Raw genomic sequence first — 22228 nt, forward strand, 5'->3', positions numbered from 1 at the left:
AAAGCAATGACTTGCGGCGAGACTGTTCTGCGACACCGCCTGATTGCGTTCCGTCTGTTTAGTTATCTCCGACCTTGACGATTTTCAGCGCGTTGGTACCACCGATCTGACCCATCGGTTCGCCCCAGGTCAATACGATCATGTCACCTTTTGCGACCACGCCGTTTTTCAACAAAATATCTTCTGCTGCTTTCAACACCAGTTCGCGATCATTCGAGTGCGGCAACGTATACGTCTGTACGTTGCGGTACAAGGCAACTTTGCGCTGGGTTGCAATGCTGGGTGTCAGCGCAAATAAAGGAATATCAATATTGTGACGGCTCATCCAGAGCGCCGTTGATCCCGACTCGGTCAAGGCCACAATGGCTTTCACACGTAAATGATACGCCGTGAATAAGGCACCGTAAGCAATCGACTGATCAATGCGGGTGAAGGTTTGATTCAAAAAATCTGCATCAAGTTTGCATTCCTGGAACTTCTCTGCCTCGACACAAATTGCCGCCATTGCCTCGACGGTTTCGACCGGATATTTGCCGGATGCAGTTTCCGCGGAAGTCATTACTGCGTCGGTGCCATCCAGCACGGCATTCGCGACGTCGGATACTTCGGCGCGAGTCGGCACGGCATTGACAATCATAGACTCCATCATCTGCGTCGCCGTGATCGCGAGCTTGTTCGACGCACGCGCCATCTTGATCATGCGCTTTTGTAACGCAGGAACTGCGGCATTGCCAACCTCAACAGCCAGATCGCCACGAGCCACCATGATGCCATCCGACGCATCCAAGATTTCCTGTAACAGAGGAATCGCTTCAGCACGCTCGATCTTGGCAATCATCATCGGCTTGTGACTGTAGGCTTCGCCGGCAATATTCGCCAACTGACGCGCCATTTCCATATCCGTTGCATTTTTCGGAAAAGACACGGCCACATAATCGGCTTGAAACGACATCGCTGTCTTGATGTCCTCCATATCTTTGGCGGTCAATGCCGGCGCGGTTAAGCCGCCACCCTGACGATTGATCCCTTTGTTATTCGACAGCTCACCACCTATTTTGGTGATAGTATGAATTTCATTGCCAATGATTTTTTCTACGATCAGCACAATCAAACCATCATTGAGCAGCAAGACATCGCCGGGTTTCACATCGCGCGGCAGGGCTTTGTAATCCAGTCCGACACGCTCCTGATTACCCAAAGTGCAATCGGCGTCCAGAATAAATTTATCACCGTTTGCAATCTCAATTTTGCTGTTTTCAAATTTGCCGATACGGATTTTCGGACCTTGCAGGTCAGCCATGATGGCGATCTCACGGCCACACTCCGCTGCTGCCTGGCGAACCAGAGTGGCGCGATCGATATGATCCTGCGCCTTGCCATGCGAAAAATTCAAACGAACAACGTTAACGCCTGCTTGCAGCATGCGTTTTAGAATCGCTAACTCTGTAGAAGCTGGGCCTATCGTTGCAACAATTTTGGTTCCGCGTGACATCTGGTCTCCTGATAATTGAATACTGCTCTGTCGATTTTTATCGCTTTATTACTCTTATTACATTGCGGTATTGCGATATTTTTTCTGTATTTTTGCTGCACTTATTGCTGCGGTACTTCGTTGCAGCAGTTCGCTCAAATAATCCTGTGCCTTACTTCACTGCACGTTGCAACAAAATCTCTACTGCCGGTAAGGTTTTACCTTCCAAAAATTCGAGGAAAGCGCCGCCGCCTGTCGAGATATAACCGACTTTATCCGTAATGTTGTACTTGGCAATCGCCGCCAGAGTATCGCCACCGCCAGCAATAGAGAATCCTTTCGATTCAGCAATCGCCTGCGCCAATACCTTGGTACCATTGCCGAACTGATCGAATTCAAACACGCCGACCGGACCGTTCCAAACAATCGTGCCCGCCAGTTTGATTTGTGCTGCCAGCGTTGCTGCGGTAACGGGGCCGATATCGAGAATCATGTCATCGGCTTCGACATCGCTGACCGCTTTGACCGTGGCCACAGCGGTCGGGGAAAATTCTTTGGCGCACACGACATCGGTTGGAATGGGTACGGATGCACCGCGTTTGGCCATCATCTCGATGATGGCTTTTGCTTCATCGACCAGATCTGCTTCCGCAAGGGATTTACCGATCTTCAGGCCAGCTGCGTGCATGAAGGTATTCGCAATGCCGCCGCCGACGATCAGGTTATCAACCTTGTCTGCCAGTGACTTCAAAATAGTGAGTTTGCTGGATACTTTGGAGCCTGCAACGATTGCCACTAGTGGGCGTGCCGGATGACCAAGCGCTTTACCCAAGGCATCTAGCTCTGCAGATAACAATGGACCGGCGCAAGCGACTTTGGCATATTTGGCAATGCCGTGGGTCGTGGCTTCGGCACGATGGGCGGTGCCAAAGGCATCATTCACGTACACGTCACACAGGGCTGCCATTTTTTGCGCCAGCGCGTCGTCGTTCTTTTTCTCACCTTTGTTGACGCGGCAGTTTTCCAGCAAAACAACCTGGCCTGCAGCAACATCAACGCCATCCAGCCAGTTTTGTTTCAGCTCGACGGACATACCCAGCAACTCTGATAAACGTGCTGCAACGGGTGCCAGACTGTCTTCTGCTTTAAACTCGCCCTCGGTCGGACGTCCGAGATGGGACGTCACCATGACGGCAGCGCCTGCTTTCAATGCTTGCTGAATCGCTGGAACTGAGGCGCGGATACGGGTATCTTCGGTGATATTGCCGTGATCATCCTGCGGCACATTCAAATCTGCACGGATGAATACACGCTTGCCCTGGAGTTGATTGGCGGCGATCAGGTCGCTGAGTCGATTAAATTGCATGGAGGTGGCGAATGAAAGAGGTGGGAGAAAAATCTAAGTCCCGTATTCTACCAAACAGCCGACCCAGACTACACCGTTTTTAGCAGGTTTTGCGCAAAACAGATGTAAATCTTACAACCCCAGGCGAATGAAGGTGTATACCGCCATCCCGAAAAAAATCGTCAGCAGCATATTCCTCTTAACCAGGAAAAATGCCGTCGCTGCAATGCCAGCGATAAGCTTGGGATTCGTCATGCTAACTACGATATGCCCGTTATTCATGAGCAAATCAGGCATGATAATCGCCGCCAGAGCGCAGGCTGGCGCATAGCGCAAGGCCTCTTGTACTCGTTTTGGCAAATTAATACGATGGCCCACCAGCCAGAATGAGCTGCGTGCGATGAAGGTCGCTACGGCGAGCAACACAATGACGGTCCAGACTTCCCAATCCATCTTAATGATCCTCCGATGTGGGAACGTCTTCTGCAGCTTGATTCTGCAGCCGGAATTTGCGCTGCTCCAGCCACTCTTCAGCAGCCATCGCAGTTGCCATACCTAAGACTACGGCAATCAGCAAGCCCAGTTTGTAGGGGAAATTGACCGCAGCTATCGCAACGGCGCCTGCAACAGCAACGCCGGCCAAAGCGGCCTTATTCATTACCAGCGGCAACATGATGCAAAGAATGGCCAAGGTACCAGCAAAACCCAAACCCCAGCTCATAGGTACTTGACTGCCCAATAAAATCCCGGTCACTGAGCCGATCTGCCATGATGCCCAATTCGGCATGATCAAGCCTTGAAGATAAGGAAGCTTGCCCTTCTCAGCTCCGGTTCCGGGAAAGCGCTGGATAAAAAAAACCACAGACATATCACCGGAAAAATAACCGAGATAAGCCCGAGTGCGCCAAGATAAGTGTGCAAAATGTGGCGCCAGAATGGCAGAGAAAATTACAAAACGCAGATTCACCACCAGCGCCGTCGCGAAAATCACCCAAGCTGGCGCGTGAGCAGCGATCAGGGGCAGCGATGCCAACTGTGCCGATCCGGCGAACACCAAAAAGGTCATACCTAGTGCTTGAGGTACTGTCAGCCCCGCCTTGATCATGGCAACACCCACGACCAGTCCCCATGCGCCAATGCCAAACAAACTAGGAATGCCTACTTTCAATCCTTCTCGGAAAGCGGTCTGATCGGACTCAAAACTCATGAATGGCTTAGGAAATTCTGGAAAGTCGATCATTTTACCGAGGAAAGTGAATCACTGCTGACGCACATTCCGTGCAATCCGTTAAAATCATGCTATGTGGTGCCATATCAATCGCCACAGAAGAACCGTAAGCATCAGATGGCCCTCGTCCCACAAGATAACCGGAGAAATTCATGTCAGCTAGCAGCACAACCAATAATAACGTCGTCGAATTGCAAGCCAAAGATTTACCAGCGCACTGCCCCAATCCGGCAATGCCACTGTGGTCATCCCATCCGCGCGTGTATCTTGATCTGTCTCACGGCGGTTCAGCGACCTGCTCCTACTGCGGTACGCACTACAAGCTGGCGCCAGGCGCAGTGATCAAAGGGCATTAAATTTTCATCGGGCACCGGCATTCATCCGTATTAGGCAATACCGAGTTTATATGGGAGTATAGACACTCAACGTCGAACACACCGCGTAAAACAAGCGGAGTCAGATCGGTGAAAAAGGTACTCCCACCCAGTATAATCAACATATTACCCGCAACATAACCGCATTAACATCTCAGACCAGTCGCCCGGAAGGCATCCATCATGGCAGCAAAAAAGCAGCTCAACGGCAGTGCCGACGAAGTAGAAAGCGCCTTTTATGACGCGATCAGTCGTGCTGATCTTGATGCTTTGATGGCGCTGTGGGCCGAGGATGAAGAAATTGTCTGCATTCACCCTGGCTCTACCCGGCAAATCGGCCACGCCGCAATCCGCAGCTCATGGGAAGCCATTTTTGAACGGGGTAGCGTGCACATCCACCCCGTGCAATTGCATGCGACACATAATCTGATGACGGCGGTACACAGTATCATTGAGGAAGTTCAGCGCACCAACGATGGCGCGCAGGAAGTTCATATTCTGGCCACCAATATTTACGTCAAAACGCCGCATGGCTGGCGTATCGCCATGCATCACGCCTCGGTCGCCGCTGGCAAACCACCCATCGATTTATTTAAAGCAAGCGTATTGCACTGATCGTTTTATTTATGCACTACTCAGCCCCCCGCTGGCTGCCCTCCGGCCATCTGCAAACTATTTATCCGGCGCTATATATCCGCAAGCCCGAAGTCGCGTTTCGTCGCGAACGCTGGGACACACCGGACGGTGATTTCATTGATGTCGATTTTGTCGATGGCGATACCAGTCAGCCCTTCGTGGTGCTATTCCACGGGCTGGAGGGATCCAGTGACAGTCACTATGCACGGGCATTAATGGCATTGCTCAAAGAAAAAGGCTGGTCCGGCGCAGTACCGCATTTTCGTGGCTGCTCGGGTGAGCTGAATCAGGCTCCCCGCTTTTACCATTCTGGCGATGCGCAAGAAATTGCCTGGGTGACGCAAAAACTTCATCAGCAATTTCGGGCGCGTGAGGGCAAAGGCAAATTCTATGCGGCGGGCGTTTCGCTGGGTGGCAATGCCCTGCTGCGCTGGCTAGGCGAATCGCCGCAGCAAGCCAGCATTGTTGATGCGGCATGCGCGATCTCGGCACCACTTGATCTGGCACAAGGCGGCGCCTCGCTGTCGAGCGGTTTCAATATGGTCTATACCAAAATGTTTTTAAAAACACTGAAACCCAAGTGCCTGCAAAAACTCCATCAGTTTCCCGGTTTATTTAACCGCGATGCCATGTTAAATGCCAAGAATCTCTATGAGTTTGACAACGTCGTCACGGCACCTTTACACGGTTATCTCGATACCGAGGATTACTGGAATCGTGCCAGCGCCAAGCATGTGCTGGAGGATATTCGCGTACCAACTCTGGTGATGAATGCGAAAAACGATCCGTTTTTACCGGGTCAACATTTACCGAGTAAAGCCTCGCGACATGTCACACTGGATTATCCTCAACATGGCGGCCACGTTGGTTTTGCCGTTGGAAGCTTGCCAGGCAGCCTTCACTGGCTACCGCAAAAAATCCTGCATTTTTTTGAGCAGGACAGATAATCTGGCTCTTGCAATGGCAACGGCAACGGCAACGGCAACGGCAACGATGAAAGTACAGCATGGATGAGATCGTCAAAGCGGCAATCGCCAAATGGCCCAACGTACCGCACTGCTACGGCTGGCTGGCACTCGACGCACGTGGCAACTGGCGCATGCGTGATGAACGTGCACAAGCGCTCAAACTGCCCGGAGACAAGATTAGCAATCCGGCCTTGTTAGGTTTTATCAACCGCAATTATCAATGTGACGATGCCGGTCGCTGGTATTTTCAAAATGGTCCGCAACGGGTATATATCGAGCTGGAAGCGACGCCGTATATCGCCCGTGTGACGCCACAAGGCCTCAGCCTGCAGTCAGGCGAACCACTGACCGATATACGCCATGTTTATCTCAGTAACAACGGCACTTTATTATTTGAAAACGCCAATGGCATCGCGCAACTCGATGACCGCGATATGGCGATTTGTCTTGAATGGATACGTAAGGATAATCAGCCGATCGGCGACGACGCCTTGTTGCACTGGCTGGAACACGCTGAACAAGCGTCGTCTACGCCTTTATATCTACAGCTACCGGCTCAGGCAGCCATCCTAATAGAACAGTCGGATGTACTTGGTTTGATGAAAAAACGCGGGTTTGTGGCGTCGCCCGCGCTAAGTGCACAGCATCTGGATTTACAAGAAAAATAAGGAAGCTTCTAATGACCTCATAGGGAAACTTCTAAAAACCTCCACATCAAAAAGGCCTATCGACAGGACTTACGCAAAGATCAAGACCTTTCAACACAGAGACATGGTGAAAAGGCAGGAGTAAAGAGTTCGATGGAATATCGATAAAATATCGACTAAAAGTTTTAGAAGCGCCCACAAACCAATCCGCAGTATTCATGCGGATTTCAGAGACTTTTAACGCCAGAAGGCCCGTCAACATTGCGGATTCGTTTTTCAAACAAACAAGACTGCAGAGAGTTTTTACTTGTCTTTCAATTCCTCTGCGTCTGTGTACCTCTGTGGTGAAAGATTTGGATCTTTGATAAAGCCTGCAATCAAATCCGGCCTCTTACTTGCGGTTTTTCTCGTCTTTCATTTCTTCTTTGTGTTTCTCTTTCCACTCCCGCTCTTTCGCATCAATCACCGCCTGATCGTAATACTGCGCATCCGGTGCGCGGCGGGCGATATCGAGTTGCTGTAAAGCCGCTGGCAATGCACTGTTTAAAGCGTAGGCCTCTGCCAGTGCAATGTGTTGCAGCGCTTGCTTGCCTTGCAACTCATACACTTTGCCCAGCTGATTTTGCAGCTTGGGATCCTGGCGATATAACTGCACCTGATCACGCAAAAACCGGGCGGCATCTTCGTGACGATTCGCAGCGACAAGTGCATCCACATATTGATACACAATGCCGCGAGACAATGGCAACTGCTGCATCGCTTGTTCTGCCAGTTTGACGGCAGCGTCGTATTGTTTGGTCGCCAGCTTAAGATCGATGTCGAGACTAGCAAACATGCTGGTCGTTTTCAGCGTTATTTTTTGTCTCGGAGACGATTCCACCTGCTTGACAACTTTATCGAGCAGCTCTTGCGCCTTAGCATAGTCTTTTTGCTTGTAGGCTAAAAAAGCAAAGCCATACCGTGCCGCCAGCTTGCTATCGTCCTGATCGGTCTTGAGCTGAGTATCAAAGAAAGTGGAGGCGTCCATATACCCTTGCGGCGTATCCGTTTGCAGCACGCGCACACGAGCTCTGGCGAGTGAGAATTCAAGGCTATCGACATACTGCTTATAGCGCTGGTCGATCATACGCGCCTGAATATCGGCCATCCTCTCGCTGGTCAAAGGATGGCTGCGCAAATATGCCGGTGCCGTGTCATTATAATTACGCGTCGCAACTTGCAAACGACCAAAGAATGACACCATACCCGCCGTGTCAAAACCCGCATCCCGCAAGATCTGAAAACCGACGCGATCCGCCTCACGCTCAGCCTCACGACTAAAATTTAATTGCCGCTGAATCGCAACTCCCTGCCCGCCCACAGCCAGCGCCATCGCGGCATCGGGACTGGATCGCGCCGCCAACGCCGCCAGAATCATGGCAGCGATCGGAATCAGCGAATCGACTTTTTGGCTACCGATCATGCGCGCAATATGGCGCTGTGCAACGTGACCAATCTCATGCCCCATCACCGATGCCAATTCGGATTCGGATTGTGCCGCCAAAATCAAGCCCGAATGAAAGCCAATAAATCCACCGGGAAACGCAAACGCATTCAAGACAGGATCGCGCACAGCAAAAAATTCAAAGTCATACATCGCCTCGCCCCGCGCATCAGGACGCGTTTCTAACATCCGGTTACCCAAGCGATTCAAGTACTCCGACAAAGGAGCATCATCCATATAATCTGGATCACGCCGGACACTTTGCATGATCTGCTCACCAAGCTTACGCTCCATTAAGGGCGACAAATCCTGACGTTCGGTATCACCTAAAGTGGGTAAATTTTGCGCCAAAGTAGAAGAAGGCGCGATGGAAGCAGAAAAAAAACAAGTCGCCGTCAGAACCGCAAGGCGCATGATTTTCATGGGTGAGGATGGGAGTTTCAGTTTCACAGTGCTATGATACTTCGCTATTCAATTTGTTCCTGGATTGTTTTCAAAAATATCATACGTCACGCTGATTCGCGTTGATATTTTTTATTTACTACCATTACTACCGCTTTTAATTTCCCGCCATGACAAACGATCACGCAACAACCTTGACCCATTTTGATGCCACTGGCCAGGCACATATGGTCGATGTCGCAGAAAAAAAGGACAGTCATCGCATCGCCATCGCCAGCGGCACTATCCGCATGAAAGCAGATACGCTGGCAATCATCACGCAGGGAACAGCAAAAAAAGGTGACGTACTGGGGATCGCACGTATTGCCGCAATCATGGCAGCCAAACGCACCAGTGATCTGATACCGCTATGCCATCCGCTCGCCTTGACGCGAGTTGCCGTCGATTTTAGCATCGACGCCGACAAGCACAGCATCAGCTGCACAGCCCAAGTAGAGACAGTAGGAAAAACAGGCGTAGAAATGGAAGCCCTGACAGCCGTACAAGTCGGCCTGCTCACCATCTATGACATGTGCAAAGCGGTCGACCGGGGAATGGTCATGACCGACATCCGCGTGATGGAAAAGCATGGGGGCAAATCGGGTGACTGGGTCAGCATGATCGATGCATAAATCACATAGAAATCACACCAACGTCACATCGATCATCAGCAACTCAAATAGACGCTGAGCACGTGGTCTGGACAAACTAGATAACTAAGGCGCATCACGAGGTGGCATGGTCTTAAAAACTGCTGCATAGCGATCATCCAAGGATGCCTGTACTTTCCAGTAGTCAAAATACTCAGGATAGACAATCGGATGTAAACGCTGCAGAGTCAGCATCATCCGTTTTGCTTTTTCAGGTTGACCATTAAGCACATAAATTTCAGCCATTTTGCTCAGCACATGAACATAACCAAAACGATGACTCATCCGTTCGGCAAACGCAATTTCCACACCTGACATGCCTTCGCGAACGACTAATTTGGTGAATTTAAAATAATCGAAAAATTGCGGAAATAAGGTGAATGCTGGCTTTTCCAATACCTGTTTCTGTATCGCATAACCCGATTGCTCCCAGCGCAAAGCTCTGAAACCCGCAGTCACTCGTTGATAATCAAAGGTGATAAGTAGCAGCGCAATACTAGCCGCCATAAATACGGATACGATCACCCACTTATTGACCCTGACACCTTCAGACGGCCAGCGTAACTGATGCATCATACCCATCAAAATTCCGACCGGAATCAGTACAAACGCATACCAGAGTGGAAACTCCACCATGCTATGAATGAACACTGCGACAAAAAATAAATTAGCGAAGCGAGAATTAACCGTCGCACGCGGCAGGATGCACGCCTTTAAAAACCACCAGCCCAAACCAGAAAGAATGACAATAGTAGCGGGAAAGCCCAGCTCAGCCAAAAAATTCAAAATCAAATTATGCGAATGCTCTGCATACGTTGAGGAGCCAAAATCAGCAGCAATACTCACCTGCTCCGCACCAAAACCAAACCAGCCAACACCTAGCCACGGATGCTGCAAAGCCATATGCCAGGCCTGCTGCATCAAAACCAATCGCTCCGAACGACCTCCAACGTGATCTACGACTGAGCCGCTGGCGAAGCCGATCAATTCTCCTAAATATGGCAAGGCAAGCACCAAGGCGACATACGCCGAGACCATAGCGAGAAAAAACCACTTACTAACAGCTTGACCATCTTGTGTCTTAAACATACACAACATAGCAAAGGTAGGAATAATCACCCACCCTATGCGGGACTGAGTAAGTGACAAGCCGCACAATAATACTAAAATCAATATCGCCGACACCCACTTACCCAAGAAACGCTTTTGATGCAGAAACCATACCGAAATCAAGGAAAAACAAAACAACAATGCCAGCTGATTCGGCTGCGCCACGTTGGCATATGGTCTCATAAAAGGCTGTGACTGCCGTGCAATAAACATCACGAACGGAGCCAAATCAACACCGGCAATCTGAATCATTTGCATGACTAAGGACAGCAGACCTGCTAACAAATGTGTCACTGATAATGCAATGCAAATTGGTTCAGGTGTTTTTTGACTACACGTCAAACTTGCCCCGACAAGAATAGCGACCCCAAGCAACGCAAGATACACAAACGGAAAGATTAGATCAGACGAAAACTGCGCGACGCCGAATATTAATTGAATCAACACCAATGAAAATAGTGATGCAAACAGCAATGTTACTTTGGGAAAAACCAAACTAGAATTTCCCCCCAGAGCTAAAAAACTGAACGCAACCAATAATCCGAATACGACCAAAATATCATGGTAAAAAGTGCGGTATGGATGAATGTGGTAAGGATGTAGGTAAGAAGCAAAAAGAAATACGGCAAATAAAAGAAGTGCAAATTTATTTTTTTTAAAAATAAGCATGGACAAATCCGAATGATCGAAAATACGACCCGTTAACGATTAATGAGGGGATCCGCTCAAGTGCAGAGAGTATAAGAAGGAATAAGGCACGACTAGCTCCTCGCTCATACCTGCAAGAGTCAATCTGTCTTCTGCCTACCGCTTTAGGAACAGGCTATTTTTTTACCCTCGTTATCGCAAAAATTTTTTCAGAATTCACTTCGCATATTTAAGGTTACCGCGCCGAGAGCATAAGCAAGTTATTAGAAATATCAAATACATTGCCAATAACTTGCCATGAAAGTAGTGATCATCAACCGAAAACAGCGACTAGCGGAAGCGCTTTAATAGCTGCATATTGCGCTGAAATGAGCTAGGCCCATCATTAACGTTTGCTTTTGGCGTGCTGTATTCAAGACGGAGATTATCGTCAGTAGACACCCAAAAACTTGGATCAACGCCGCTCGACATAATAAAACGATCTATTCCTGTATTATCAAGCATTCGATCACCTGCAATATCAGCTACTGGACGATCAAGAATATCGCGCACAGCTTCAAGAGTCGTTGAGTTGTTCAGTTGATTGATCGCTTCGCTAGTCGGCGACTTCTTGTCCAAACTGTTGGTCGCAATCAAAATTCCCTGGTTACCCAATACATATAAAGACACATAGCGGAATTCTGCGCGTAAAGACGTAATCACGCTAAGCAAATCGCTCGGCGCCAACCGGTGTAATTGCAGCCATTGTTGCAATACGCCGTCTGGCTTCATACGCGACCGAGCTAGGCTATAAAACTCTTTATTATACAAAGATGCCGCCCCGGCAAACCAGATGGAAGTAATTTCAATACTGACGACGTCATATCCAGCTTGCTTAGAGGAAAGCAACAGCAGATTGCGCCCATCAGTTACATGAAGCTGAACACCAGGTGCAGAAGAGACTCGATTATTGACCTTATCAAAATGAGTATCTGCTAATCGCACTACATCACGGCTAAGCTCTGCAATGTCGAGGTGCTTAAAACCCGCCTGATGAAAAACTCGGCTGGTAACGCCCGTACCATAGCCAATGACAAGAGCTCGCTCACGACTACTTTGGTGCAATAATGAAGTCAAAGCAAATCCCATTTGTGCTTGCATTTCGCCAGCTGTCGAATCATTACCTTGGAACTTTCCATTGGTCAGCAAAGTTTTGACCTCTCCGTCATCTGTGGTTTGAGTCGTCACAGTGGTCAGGCCGCCATCAATGCTTTCGGCATGCTCAATAACATGCCCCCAGTGCTGCGGAGCAAAGTAAACATTAGATCCAGAACTAATGAAATCGTAGTTCAATTGGGCGCTAAGCGACGTTACAACGACGAATGTAGCTGCTGTAAATAAAACGACATCGTTTCTTTTTAATTTGGTTGCAGTAATAAGCAACACCAATATAGCAAGCGCCAAGGCGCCAAAGGCAATTACATTCGTTGCAATAAGACCACCAAATAGCGGCAACAAGAAAAAACCAAAAACTAAAACACCTGTGATGTTACCCAAGGTATTTAATGCAGCGCCATAGCCCAACATGGCGATCGGTTTTGCACGGCCGGCAGCTGTAGCGATATCCATACCAAACGCATATGCCGCACCGACAAATAGCGTAGGTGGAATCATCAATAACGCGCATACGGCTCCACGAATCGCTTCACGATCAACGAATGACTTTGCTATCGGATATTGCGCAAAACTTGCGAAATACTGAGGGATATCATTCCACCACCAAGCCCCTCCAGCAGCACTTATAGCCAAACCAACCAATGTCCAGGCAAGCAATCTTATGCGGTCAGTGTCAGGCTTTAACAATAACCGTCTCGCGACTTCCCCGCCACCTGCCAGTCCTAATAAAAAAGTCGCTAGCATTAATCCAAACGCATACACACTATTACCCGCAACAATCGATAACAAATGGACGTAAACGACTTCAAGACCAAGGGATAGAACGCCGCCAATGCACAAGGTCAACAAAGCGGCTATCGCAGCCCTTGGAGGTAACTTCTGCAACATCACCAACACGTTACTTTCTGTCGGCAAAGGAGTTATCGATGTCGCCAAAATCCATCGCTTAGACAGCTCCATACCAGCAAGCGCTACCAACAAATTTAACAACGCCGCCACCAGCGTAGTCTGCGATGCACCAAGAGAGGGAATAATTACATAACTTGTCAGTAGTGCACCCGCTGCCGCACCACCAGTGTTGGCAAAATACAACCATGCCACGTTGACTCCAACCCGCTGTATTTGCGTTCCCAAGGCTTGCGCCAACACAGGCAAAGTAGCCCCCATTAAAACGGTGGGAACCAGCAGTACAACTGCGCCAAGAACCACTCGTAATACCAGCAGCATTGTAGAGTCAGGGACTTGCCCGGATGCCAGCACCACATAAACCTGTTGAATTAACTCAAATAAAAATGGCGTCAAAACACAGTAGGCCGCAATCAACATTTCAATAACTGCATACGTCACAAGCGGTCGATTCGTTTTCAACGCTAACCGACTCCCGAGCAAGGAGCCAATGGCCATTCCTCCCAAAAACGTTGCAAGCACAGTCAGAGTTGCCGTAGATGTACTACCAAAGACCAATGCAAGCTGCTTTGCAAACAAAACTTGATATGCAAGAGCTGCCAATCCAGAGACAAAAAACATCGCAAAAAGACGACGTTCCAACGAAGTATGGCGCTCATCCCTGCTGGCTTTTATATTCTCTGTCTGATTCACACTCACATGTAAAGCGAACGTACGCATCCAATATACTTGCAAGGCAACAATGCACATAGTGACCAAAACCATCATCCAACAGATCCATTGATGTGCCACAATCCAGTGAATAGACGTGCGCAAGGAAACGACCCACGCTGCCCATGTTCCAAATCCAATCAATGTCGTCCAACGACGTTGCGTCACAGCCCAAGGAACAGATGTAGTACATAGAGCAATCGCTGCCAGCACAAAGGGCACAGCGACGATGAGATCAACGACATAGTGCTCCCCCATACAAAGCGTTGACATCGCCGTCAACGTAGTAAGCATAATCATAATGCTCCGGGACCACCAAGCTGTGCCGTTGCGCCACCACAAAATAGCGACAGCCAGCATCCAGCCAAAATGCATTGATGGCATCCCATTACGCGGCGCATATCCCACGCCTATCATTTTTAGTGGATGCGTAGCAATTTGATTCAAACCGGAAATAAAGCGATCACCAAATACATATTTCGGACCGGCAATCGGAAACACATGATATGCAAGCCAGGCACATCCAGTAAGCACAACCCAAATCAAAACTGCGGATGCGACATGCGGCGGGCGGCGACGTAGTTGAAGTAGCGCAAGCGCCATAAAACTCAGCGGGGGCGCTGAACCATACGCCCAACTGACTAAGTATGGCAGCGTGGGTATCGACGTTACAAAATCAAGAAGAGGGTATGTAATGTCCAAGCCCGCTGCGTGATCCCAATGCATGGCATACATATCATAGGTAAATGGGTGTAAGGCCGCAGTCAAACCTAGGGCAGCATCGGGGACTAATAAAAATAATATGGTGAGTACGGTTAAATAACGCAGTTGACTCTCGAACTTCACGTCATCCAGTTGTCGAACTGGCCGCAACACGCGAAACGCCAGCATGCATGCTGCTGGAATCCCCATAGAGCACAGCAGCCACATCGTCCCAGAATATCTGGCGGGATCGTTTTCCCAGGTAATATGAAGCACAGGATCAAACACCAACCAAGACAGGGCTGCCACTACCGGCCAAGACAAAAAAACTATCCATTGCGCCAGACGGGTGGGGCGCCCGCCCCAAAACAGTATTACCAAGACTCCAGCCCATCCAGCAAAAACGACAAATAACTTCTTTGCGGACATTGTATATATTGCGCTAATAATGTCTTGTCCAAGCCACGGATTCAAGCCAAGTGCTGCAGTCAGTAAGAGGGAACTGGCGCAAATACCAAACAGCCATACGGCACGCTTTGAATCGTCTGTGACTTTATGCATTATTGAATCATTCTTTAAATGTGTCGACTTTTTTAGGACATGCCAGCTGTTTTGGCAGCTCCAGCGAACTGAGCGGGAAGGATATATTAGTATTGACTCAAAAACAAAACCATTTTCATCCAGAACTTACGCCCACCAGTTATGTTGTCGCTCCCGGGCGCACTCAAACAGTAAATTTTTACGCTACACCTTGCCGGAAAAATTTTGCTAAATCTCATCGTGAAGCAAAACAAAGCCAACCTTAGACGAAGAGAAGATATTAGCAATGCCCATGGAGCGGCATTTAACGATTCGCCTTCAGGGATTAAAATTTGCAATTCCGATCACTGCTGCCGACTTGGCGTCAACAATGATTGCCAGCATAGAAGTGCTGATTCTGACAGGCTGGTACATAGCTGTTGTATCGCTGTAACCGCGCTCTTTAAGCCATGCGTCTATTTCAGCACCTTTGGTAGGATTCTGTTGTTTGAGTTTTTCAATGGACGATGCATTCTTCAAAATCTCAGCCGTCATTGACTCATAGGGTATGTGCAGATGAGGCATGTGACCACGCCCCCCACCAACCGAAGCCATAGAATCAACCATTGAAATATCGTGTTTGTCCGTTGGCGCCTTGGTACCAACTAACCGGGGGCCCCACCATGGCAATGGCATCTTGGCTTTAGCCAGGTTGCCATCCGTCAGTTCACTTGCCTGAATAACTTGAAATTTATTACCAAGCGCTGCCAGATAGACCGGGCGCCCTTCTAGAAGCGTACCAACGCCATATGTCATCGCACCGATCTGTAACATGGCGATGATGACAAGATCAAACATCATACCTTTTTTACCAGTTTTAAAAACAACCAACGTAAGCAATGGCCCAACAATCACATCAATACCTACAACCAACAAAAAAATTTCATGGCCACCAATAGTCATCAACATTGGCGCTGGGTACCACACAAACCAACATAAGGCTAGCAGCAAAAAGCCAACGATAAAACTGATCAAAAAATGTAGGCCGCTAGCGCGAAATCTAGACACGTTCATGATTAATCAATAAATCAATTTTCAAAAAAAGATGCCTCAATAAAAACAACCCGCCGCAGCGGGTTGTTTTTATACTTAAAAAGTATTAGCAACCACCTTGGCCAGTTTTCAATCCACGAATCGGATCGCAAAGAGTGCCTGTGTTGTAGAAAATGATATTTGCATCAGTAGAATTAATCACGCCTGCAGTCGAGCCGCCTGGGGTCAAGATTGCGCCCAAAGCAGTACCACCTGTTGAAGTAGCGCCAGTAGAAGCAACAGTGATTACGCCAGTACCAGAAATTGTTGGAGCTGCATTAACAATGAACTTGGATGTTGCAACAACTGGAATACCATTAGTACCTGCAGTAGTGCAGTTAGTCCAAGCACCATTTGATTGGTAGCATTCAGACATCGATGTTTTCAAAGAATCCAACTCCGCCATTGCGCCAGCAGCTTTAGTACGCGATGTATAGTTAGAGTACTGTGGCAAAGCGACCGCTGCCAAGATACCGATAATCGCAACAACGATCATCAATTCGATCAATGTAAAACCTTGCTTTGCTTTTTTAAGAATTTGTACGGATTTCATTATTTTTCCCCTTGGAATGTTCAAAAAAATTTATACCACGCAACAACCTATGCAATGACCGTGCCAACACCCTTTACTTACGTCCTTAAGGAGAAATTCCTTTAAATACGTACAAAAAAATATCTCCGCATAAGAGATTTGACATTTTTTGTCACTGTGACCTACAAAAATTTGTCAAATGCGACGTCGTCTGCATAAATAATTGGTACGGTTTTTCACTAACCGATAGTAAATTGCATTTTTGTTCCAGCCAAATCAATCACATCACCCGCATTCAAGCTATGCATGCGACCATCAATAAATTGATCATTTAATTTAGATTGTGTGGCACCATCCACTTGAGAAATAAAAAATAATTCATTTTGCCTGGTAATTGCCACTACTTGCACGGCAGGGCTACCTATCGTTGTTACAGATTTAGTTAACCTCAATTCTTTCCCTGAATTTGCGCCATTTAAGACTTTGATGCTAGCAATAGTATGATTGACAATTCCCTGAGCACCTCTGGTGCCAGTCTGCTGCTCTGGGTCAAGTTCGTATCTTAATTTATACTTACCAATATCAATTACATCGTCATTTTGTAACAAGTGTTTTTTGATAGGCTGCCCGTTAACCATGGTGCCGTTGGTGCTGCCCAGATCGAGTACGAATGATCCTGTTGATGTGGTGTCGATTACCGCGTGCTGACCGCTGACAGTTAAATGATCAATAGGAATGTCGTTCGTAGGGCGTCGTCCGATTGTTAGTCGGGGTTTGAGGATACTGATTTCTTTTTGAACCAGACCATTGAAAGTGACGACGATTTTCGCCATAGTGCTCTCTTTTAAAAAAACTTGACCACGGTGATTGATCTATTTTGACAAGATATAATTTTTTAGCGATTGCGATCCCAGCTTAGAAATCCTCATCAAAATCACTGAAATATTGTCGCGACCGCCCTGGTCGTTTGCGCTATCAATTAGGACTTGGCAGCATAGTTTCAAATTATCGGTATGCTGCCTTATCAGATGGAGAATTTGATCATGATTGAGCATATCGGTCAATCCATCAGAGCATAGAAGGTAAATGTCGCCCACCTCCATTGGATGCTCGTGAATTTCTACTTCCACATCGTTTTGTGCGCCGACAGCTCTAGTAATGAGATTTTTGATTGGTGAATACTGCGCATTCTCTTCACTGATTAATCCGGCATCAATTTGCGCTTGCAATACGGAATGATCATGAGTGATCTGTCGTAACTTGTCAGATCTATATTGATAGACCCGGGAATCACCGACATGTGCAACCAATAATTTGTCGTAATGGCAAAATGCAACAACAACCGTGGTTCCCATGCCGATGAGCTCGGCGCTCTCCTGTGCTGCACCCCAGACCTGATTATTTGCTAGATCAATAGCATCTTTAATCCATCGCATAGCGATCGATGTTTTATGTCCAAACAGAGAGGAAAATGTCGAAGATTTTTTACGAAGTAGCTGTTGCCGAATACTGTCAACAGTCATTTTACTGGCGACTTCACCGGCATTGTAGCCCCCCATGCCATCAGCCAGTATTGCGAAATCCGCTTCTGCACATATTTCTATAGCATCTTCATTGTGCGCACGTACCAGTCCGGTATCTGAGAGACCTGCAAACTCTAATACGCGTTGAAATGACATGGATATAAAAGTAGTTAAGTTCAGGCTATGCGTTAAAGGTCATTGGCATTTATGAAAACTGAAAATGCAGTCAGTAAGCCCGTGTGACTAAGCTTAACACCAACCAGAGGAATTGTTGCGTAAAGATAAGTAATTTCCAACATTACCGATATCATCAATTGCTATCGGAGCTTAATCGCAGTCTATTTTTTGATGTTTTTATAAAAACTATCGTGACAAAGCTGCATCAGCCTTCCATGACCACATCGTTAAAAATTCAAGGATCAGATGCAACTTTACCAATCCGTTTATAGAGTATTGCTATCAACTACTAGTTCCATCAATCAGGACTTACCTACTTATAAATATTTATCGATCATGTTGTCATAAAAAAAGGGGAGCAACGCTCCCCTTTTTTCAGACTGTAAAAAAATTACAGCATGGCTTTCAGCAAACGCGCCATTTCTGACGGATTTTTAGTGGCCTTGATGCCGCACTCTTCCATGATGTCGAGCTTGGCTTGTGCCGTATCGGCACCACCAGAGATCAGCGCGCCAGCATGGCCCATGCGCTTGCCCGGAGGCGCAGTCACACCGGCGATGAAGCCAACAACAGGTTTCTTCATGTTGTCACGTACCCAGTAAGAAGCATTCGCTTCATCAGGGCCACCGATTTCACCGATCATGATGACAGCATCAGTATCTGGATCATCATTGAACATCTTCATGATGTCGATGTGTTTCAGACCATTGATAGGATCACCACCAATACCAACCGCAGAAGATTGACCGAGACCCAGTGCTGTCAATTGACCTACTGCTTCATAAGTCAGTGTACCGGAACGGGAAACCACGCCGATACGACCTTTACGATGGATATGACCTGGCATGATGCCGATCTTGATTTCGTCTGGTGTAATCAGACCTGGGCAGTTAGGGCCGAGCAATTTTGTTTTGCTGCCTGACTTTGCCATGCGGTCTTTCAACATCATCATGTCACGGACAGGGATGCCTTCGGTAATACAAATTGCCAGATCCAGGTCCGCTTCAACCGCTTCCCAGATGGCAGCTGCTGCGCCTGCTGGTGGAACATAGATCACGGAAACTGTCGCGCCAGTAGCCGCTTTAGCTTCAGATACGTTAGCAAAAATTGGAATGCCTTCGAAATCTTCGCCAGCTTTTTTCGGGTTCACGCCAGCGACGAAACAGTTTTTACCGTTTGCATAATCGCGGCACATGCGGGTATGGAACTGGCCAGTTTTGCCAGTGATGCCTTGGGTGATGACTTTAGTGTCTTTATTAATCAGGATGGACATAGTGATTCCTTGCGGTAATTAAGCGTGAGCTGCAGCAGCGGCAACAACCTTCTGTGCTGCTTCTTCCATCGTGTCAGCCGCGATGATAGGCAGGCCAGAGTCAGCCAGCATCTTCTTGCCGATGTCTTCGTTGGTACCTTTCATACGCACAACCAGTGGTACTTGCAGGGAAACTGCCTTGGACGCAGTGATCACGCCTTCAGCGATCACGTCACAACGCATGATGCCGCCGAAAATGTTGACCAAGATAGCTTTCAGACCTGGGTTTTTCAACATAATCTTGAAGGCTTCAGTCACTTTTTCTGCTGTCGCGCCACCACCTACGTCGAGGAAGTTGGCTGGTTCGCCGCCGAACAGTTTGATGGTATCCATCGTTGCCATCGCCAGACCAGCACCATTTACCAGACAGCCGATATTGCCGTCGAGGGAGATGTAAGCCAGGTCAAATTTGGACGCTTCGATTTCAGCTGGATCTTCTTCATCCAGATCGCGGTAAGCGACGATTTCTGGCTGACGGAACAATGCATTCGCGTCGAAGTTAAATTTCGCATCAAGTGCGATCACTTTGCCGGAGCCAGTCAGGATCAAAGGATTGATCTCGGCCAAGGAGCAGTCGGTTTCCATGAAAGCTTTGTACAAACCTTGCAACTGCACGCGTGCGTCAGCGATAGAGCCTTCAGGCACACCGATTTTACGGGAAATGTCGTCAGCTTCAGCATCTTGCAGACCGTTGGTCGGGTCGATTGCCAGGTTGTGGATCAGTTCTGGATGTTTTTCTGCCACTTCTTCAATATCCATACCGCCTTCGCTGGAGGCCATCAAAACGACGCGCTGGCTGATACGGTCAGTGACCATACTGACATACAGTTCTTTTTTGATGTCCGCACCTTCTTCGATCAACAGGCGACGAACCTTTTGACCTTCAGGGCTAGTCTGGTGCGTGACCAGTTGCATGCCAAGAATCGCATCTGCGTATTCGCGTACTTGCTCCAGAGATTTAGCAACTTTAACGCCGCCACCTTTACCGCGACCACCTGCGTGGATTTGCGCTTTTACGACCCAAACCGGGCCACCCAAAGTTTCAGCCGCTTTTACTGCTTCATCAACGGTTAAACATGGGATACCGCGCGGTACAGTTACTCCAAATTTGCGGAGAATTTCTTTACCCTGATACTCATGGATTTTCATACGACTTCCCTTCAGACACTGAGGTATTAGTTAATAAGTAAAACAACAAAAACGAACTAGCTGGATGATTTTGCGTCGGACGGCAAACTAAAAGCTGTCGACCAACGCGGGTAATACTGCGCAACCGCTGGCCCATCCAGGCGCAGCGCATGGCAACGATTAAGTTGAAACGGTTGTTGTGTTTGCTCTGACGCGCTGGCGCCATCTCTGGTATCAATCACATCGCCAGCAAATGCCTGCACCGCTGCAGTCGGCAGAATTTGTGCCAGCTCTGTAATATGAGTACATCCGTGAATGCCGGACAATCGCTCTTTGACGCCCTGGCGAAATTGTCGAAACAAATTGAGTCCGATCAATTTCTTGTAATCAGGACCAATTGTGTTGCAAAAGCCGGGATAAGGAACAGCATCTGAAACAGCCACGGCATCAACAATCGTTAAATTCGTATCGATAGTGATGCGCAGACTAAGATCGTGCAGAGCAGTTCCAACAGGCCGAATGCCTGAAGCAAGTTTGATGTCACGAGTTTTGGTATCGGTGATGTGGGCGTCGATATCCCACAATCCGTCGTCACGAGCGAACGCGTCGATCTGGATTGAGCGCGTATGCTTCAGCGCACGTCCGATAGTTGTTGATGGTAAGGGCATAATGCCTGCTGGCGGCTATTTCAGAATAAAGAGCCACAATTGCGTGTCGTTACCGCAGCTTCTACGATAACAGCCGCTCCTGCGGCCCTGCAAAAAACCACAGAAGTGTAGCACAAGTGCTCAAGCAATCTTCATTTAGCGAGGTATTTACTCTCCAAATTCAAGAATTATTTGTATCATCAAGCTACATATATGTGGCTAATTTGATCATGTTTTCGACATGTTTTTACTTAGCTTAGTTCTTCGCCATCCCAGTCATCCTCTCTGGGCGCTCTCATCGCAAATTGAATTGCCTTTTGTGAAAATCCGCGTTGTTGCAAAAACCGGGCTTGCTTCGCCCTCTCTATATGATCCGCAGCTTTACACGGAAATTTTCTGTGCAATACTTCTATCGCCCGACCGGACTCCGTAAGGCTTATCTCAGCTTTGATACGAGATATTTCCTGACTGTCCATCTGATGACTTTGTAATTCAGCCAAAATACGCTGATTACCAAAGCGAGTAATCCGCCGGTTCACCAGAGAATCAGAGAAGCGTTCAGCAGACAAATACTTAGCCGCCTCCAACACATCCAATAAAGCTGACACATCATCCCCATCTTGGGCATAACGCTGCAGCTTACGGGCCAGCTCGATACGGCTATGTTCACGCATAGATAAGTACCGGAGAGCGCGTGCTTTTAAGCTGATTTGTGGTCTAGGCATAAAGTCATAAGCTCAATAAAAAACGCCGGCACATTCTTTAAGAGTGGATCCGGCGTTCAATGGAGATATCACAAAGTGTGGATGAAATTAGCCGCGCA

At 48.0% G+C, this 22228-nt stretch carries 20 protein-coding genes; 5 read left to right on the plus strand and 15 right to left on the minus strand.

All coding sequences use genetic code 11. The features are described from left to right. Window positions 1-58: 58 nt before the first annotated feature. The 4 genes from pyk to ACO0LE_RS17520 form a co-directional block, all read right to left on the minus strand. Complete coding sequence (gene pyk / locus ACO0LE_RS17505) at window positions 59-1492, minus strand: pyruvate kinase (RefSeq protein WP_422961630.1); 1434 nt, start codon at window positions 1490-1492, stop codon at window positions 59-61. 151 nt (window positions 1493-1643) lie between these two features. Next, window positions 1644-2837 (minus strand): phosphoglycerate kinase, encoded by a 1194-nt coding sequence (locus ACO0LE_RS17510; protein WP_422961631.1) that lies wholly within the window; start codon window positions 2835-2837, stop codon window positions 1644-1646. A gap of 111 nt (window positions 2838-2948) precedes the next feature. Further along, entirely contained in the window at window positions 2949-3269 is a 321-nt protein-coding gene (locus tag ACO0LE_RS17515; RefSeq protein ID WP_422961632.1) for an AzlD domain-containing protein, read from the minus strand. A 1-nt stretch (window position 3270) separates the two neighbouring features. After that, window positions 3271-4056, minus strand: a complete 786-nt coding sequence (locus tag ACO0LE_RS17520; protein ID WP_422961633.1) for an AzlC family ABC transporter permease — start codon at window positions 4054-4056, stop codon at window positions 3271-3273. Between the two features lie 140 nt (window positions 4057-4196). Between ACO0LE_RS17520 and ACO0LE_RS17525 the strand changes: the two genes are divergently transcribed. The 4 genes from ACO0LE_RS17525 to ACO0LE_RS17540 all read left to right on the plus strand — a co-directional run bounded on the left by ACO0LE_RS17525 (window position 4197) and on the right by ACO0LE_RS17540 (window position 6690). Further along, window positions 4197-4400, plus strand: coding sequence for a zinc-finger domain-containing protein (locus tag ACO0LE_RS17525; RefSeq protein WP_422961634.1), 204 nt, complete (start codon window positions 4197-4199; stop codon window positions 4398-4400). 201 nt (window positions 4401-4601) lie between these two features. After that, window positions 4602-5033, plus strand: coding sequence for a YybH family protein (locus ACO0LE_RS17530; RefSeq protein ID WP_422961635.1), 432 nt, complete (start codon window positions 4602-4604; stop codon window positions 5031-5033). Between the two features lie 11 nt (window positions 5034-5044). Further along, a complete protein-coding gene (locus ACO0LE_RS17535; protein ID WP_422961636.1) occupies window positions 5045-6001 on the plus strand; it encodes a YheT family hydrolase in 957 nt (318 codons plus the stop codon). Window positions 6002-6060: 59 nt separating this feature from the next. Continuing rightward, entirely contained in the window at window positions 6061-6690 is a 630-nt protein-coding gene (locus ACO0LE_RS17540) for a DUF2946 family protein (RefSeq protein WP_422961637.1), read from the plus strand. Between the two features lie 370 nt (window positions 6691-7060). On the opposite strand, the gene ACO0LE_RS17545 is transcribed toward ACO0LE_RS17540, so the two are convergent. Then, entirely contained in the window at window positions 7061-8566 is a 1506-nt protein-coding gene (locus tag ACO0LE_RS17545) for a M48 family metalloprotease (RefSeq protein WP_422961638.1), read from the minus strand. A gap of 158 nt (window positions 8567-8724) precedes the next feature. Between ACO0LE_RS17545 and moaC the strand changes: the two genes are divergently transcribed. Beyond that, on the plus strand, window positions 8725-9225 hold the full coding sequence (moaC, locus tag ACO0LE_RS17550; protein WP_422961639.1) for a cyclic pyranopterin monophosphate synthase MoaC: 501 nt from the start codon (window positions 8725-8727) through the stop codon (window positions 9223-9225). Window positions 9226-9309: 84 nt separating this feature from the next. Here moaC and ACO0LE_RS17555 read toward each other — a convergent pair whose 3' ends face one another. The 10 genes from ACO0LE_RS17555 to recX form a co-directional block, all read right to left on the minus strand. Next, window positions 9310-10647 carry a Wzy polymerase domain-containing protein gene (locus ACO0LE_RS17555; RefSeq protein WP_422961640.1) on the minus strand — a complete coding sequence of 446 codons (1338 nt, stop codon included), beginning with the start codon at window positions 10645-10647 and terminating at the stop codon, window positions 9310-9312. Window positions 10648-11331: 684 nt separating this feature from the next. Then, window positions 11332-14664 (minus strand): fused MFS/spermidine synthase, encoded by a 3333-nt coding sequence (locus tag ACO0LE_RS17560; protein WP_422961641.1) that lies wholly within the window; start codon window positions 14662-14664, stop codon window positions 11332-11334. A gap of 669 nt (window positions 14665-15333) precedes the next feature. Beyond that, on the minus strand, window positions 15334-16068 hold the full coding sequence (gene tfpZ / locus ACO0LE_RS17565) for a TfpX/TfpZ family type IV pilin accessory protein (RefSeq protein ID WP_422961642.1): 735 nt from the start codon (window positions 16066-16068) through the stop codon (window positions 15334-15336). A gap of 85 nt (window positions 16069-16153) precedes the next feature. After that, a complete protein-coding gene (locus ACO0LE_RS17570) occupies window positions 16154-16639 on the minus strand; it encodes a pilin (protein ID WP_422961643.1) in 486 nt (161 codons plus the stop codon). 218 nt (window positions 16640-16857) lie between these two features. Then, window positions 16858-17451, minus strand: a complete 594-nt coding sequence (locus ACO0LE_RS17575; protein ID WP_422961644.1) for an FHA domain-containing protein — start codon at window positions 17449-17451, stop codon at window positions 16858-16860. Between the two features lie 39 nt (window positions 17452-17490). Next, on the minus strand, window positions 17491-18297 hold the full coding sequence (locus ACO0LE_RS17580) for a Stp1/IreP family PP2C-type Ser/Thr phosphatase (RefSeq protein WP_422961645.1): 807 nt from the start codon (window positions 18295-18297) through the stop codon (window positions 17491-17493). Window positions 18298-18709: 412 nt separating this feature from the next. Further along, window positions 18710-19591: a succinate--CoA ligase subunit alpha gene (gene sucD, locus ACO0LE_RS17585; RefSeq protein WP_186947208.1), complete on the minus strand. Its 882-nt coding sequence runs from the start codon at window positions 19589-19591 to the stop codon at window positions 18710-18712. An 18-nt stretch (window positions 19592-19609) separates the two neighbouring features. After that, entirely contained in the window at window positions 19610-20794 is a 1185-nt protein-coding gene (gene sucC / locus ACO0LE_RS17590) for an ADP-forming succinate--CoA ligase subunit beta (protein WP_422961653.1), read from the minus strand. Window positions 20795-20835: 41 nt separating this feature from the next. Further along, on the minus strand, window positions 20836-21426 hold the full coding sequence (locus ACO0LE_RS17595; protein ID WP_422961646.1) for a DUF2889 domain-containing protein: 591 nt from the start codon (window positions 21424-21426) through the stop codon (window positions 20836-20838). A 230-nt stretch (window positions 21427-21656) separates the two neighbouring features. Beyond that, window positions 21657-22130: a recombination regulator RecX gene (recX, locus tag ACO0LE_RS17600; protein ID WP_422961647.1), complete on the minus strand. Its 474-nt coding sequence runs from the start codon at window positions 22128-22130 to the stop codon at window positions 21657-21659. Window positions 22131-22228: the final 98 nt, after the last annotated feature.

Source organism: Undibacterium sp. Xuan67W, assembly GCF_049340165.1.
Classification (GTDB): Bacteria; Pseudomonadota; Gammaproteobacteria; order Burkholderiales; family Burkholderiaceae_D; genus Undibacterium.

Bases quoted from the DNA above. Each gene is read 5' to 3' on its own strand.
- pyk (WP_422961630.1), bottom strand. From the start codon at position 1,492: ATGTCACGCGGAACCAAAATTGTTGCAACGATAGGCCCAGCTTCTACA.
- ACO0LE_RS17510 (WP_422961631.1), bottom strand. From the start codon at position 2,837: ATGCAATTTAATCGACTCAGCGACCTGATCGCCGCCAATCAACTCCAG.
- ACO0LE_RS17515 (WP_422961632.1), bottom strand. From the start codon at position 3,269: ATGGATTGGGAAGTCTGGACCGTCATTGTGTTGCTCGCCGTAGCGACC.
- ACO0LE_RS17520 (WP_422961633.1), bottom strand. From the start codon at position 4,056: ATGATCGACTTTCCAGAATTTCCTAAGCCATTCATGAGTTTTGAGTCC.
- ACO0LE_RS17525 (WP_422961634.1), top strand. From the start codon at position 4,197: ATGTCAGCTAGCAGCACAACCAATAATAACGTCGTCGAATTGCAAGCC.
- ACO0LE_RS17530 (WP_422961635.1), top strand. From the start codon at position 4,602: ATGGCAGCAAAAAAGCAGCTCAACGGCAGTGCCGACGAAGTAGAAAGC.
- ACO0LE_RS17535 (WP_422961636.1), top strand. From the start codon at position 5,045: ATGCACTACTCAGCCCCCCGCTGGCTGCCCTCCGGCCATCTGCAAACT.
- ACO0LE_RS17540 (WP_422961637.1), top strand. From the start codon at position 6,061: ATGGATGAGATCGTCAAAGCGGCAATCGCCAAATGGCCCAACGTACCG.
- ACO0LE_RS17545 (WP_422961638.1), bottom strand. From the start codon at position 8,566: ATGCGCCTTGCGGTTCTGACGGCGACTTGTTTTTTTTCTGCTTCCATC.
- moaC (WP_422961639.1), top strand. From the start codon at position 8,725: ATGACAAACGATCACGCAACAACCTTGACCCATTTTGATGCCACTGGC.
- ACO0LE_RS17560 (WP_422961641.1), bottom strand. From the start codon at position 14,664: ATGCTGGCGTTTCGCGTGTTGCGGCCAGTTCGACAACTGGATGACGTG.
- tfpZ (WP_422961642.1), bottom strand. From the start codon at position 16,068: ATGAACGTGTCTAGATTTCGCGCTAGCGGCCTACATTTTTTGATCAGT.
- ACO0LE_RS17570 (WP_422961643.1), bottom strand. From the start codon at position 16,639: ATGAAATCCGTACAAATTCTTAAAAAAGCAAAGCAAGGTTTTACATTG.
- ACO0LE_RS17575 (WP_422961644.1), bottom strand. From the start codon at position 17,451: ATGGCGAAAATCGTCGTCACTTTCAATGGTCTGGTTCAAAAAGAAATC.
- ACO0LE_RS17580 (WP_422961645.1), bottom strand. From the start codon at position 18,297: ATGTCATTTCAACGCGTATTAGAGTTTGCAGGTCTCTCAGATACCGGA.
- sucD (WP_186947208.1), bottom strand. From the start codon at position 19,591: ATGTCCATCCTGATTAATAAAGACACTAAAGTCATCACCCAAGGCATC.
- ACO0LE_RS17595 (WP_422961646.1), bottom strand. From the start codon at position 21,426: ATGCCCTTACCATCAACAACTATCGGACGTGCGCTGAAGCATACGCGC.
- recX (WP_422961647.1), bottom strand. From the start codon at position 22,130: ATGCCTAGACCACAAATCAGCTTAAAAGCACGCGCTCTCCGGTACTTA.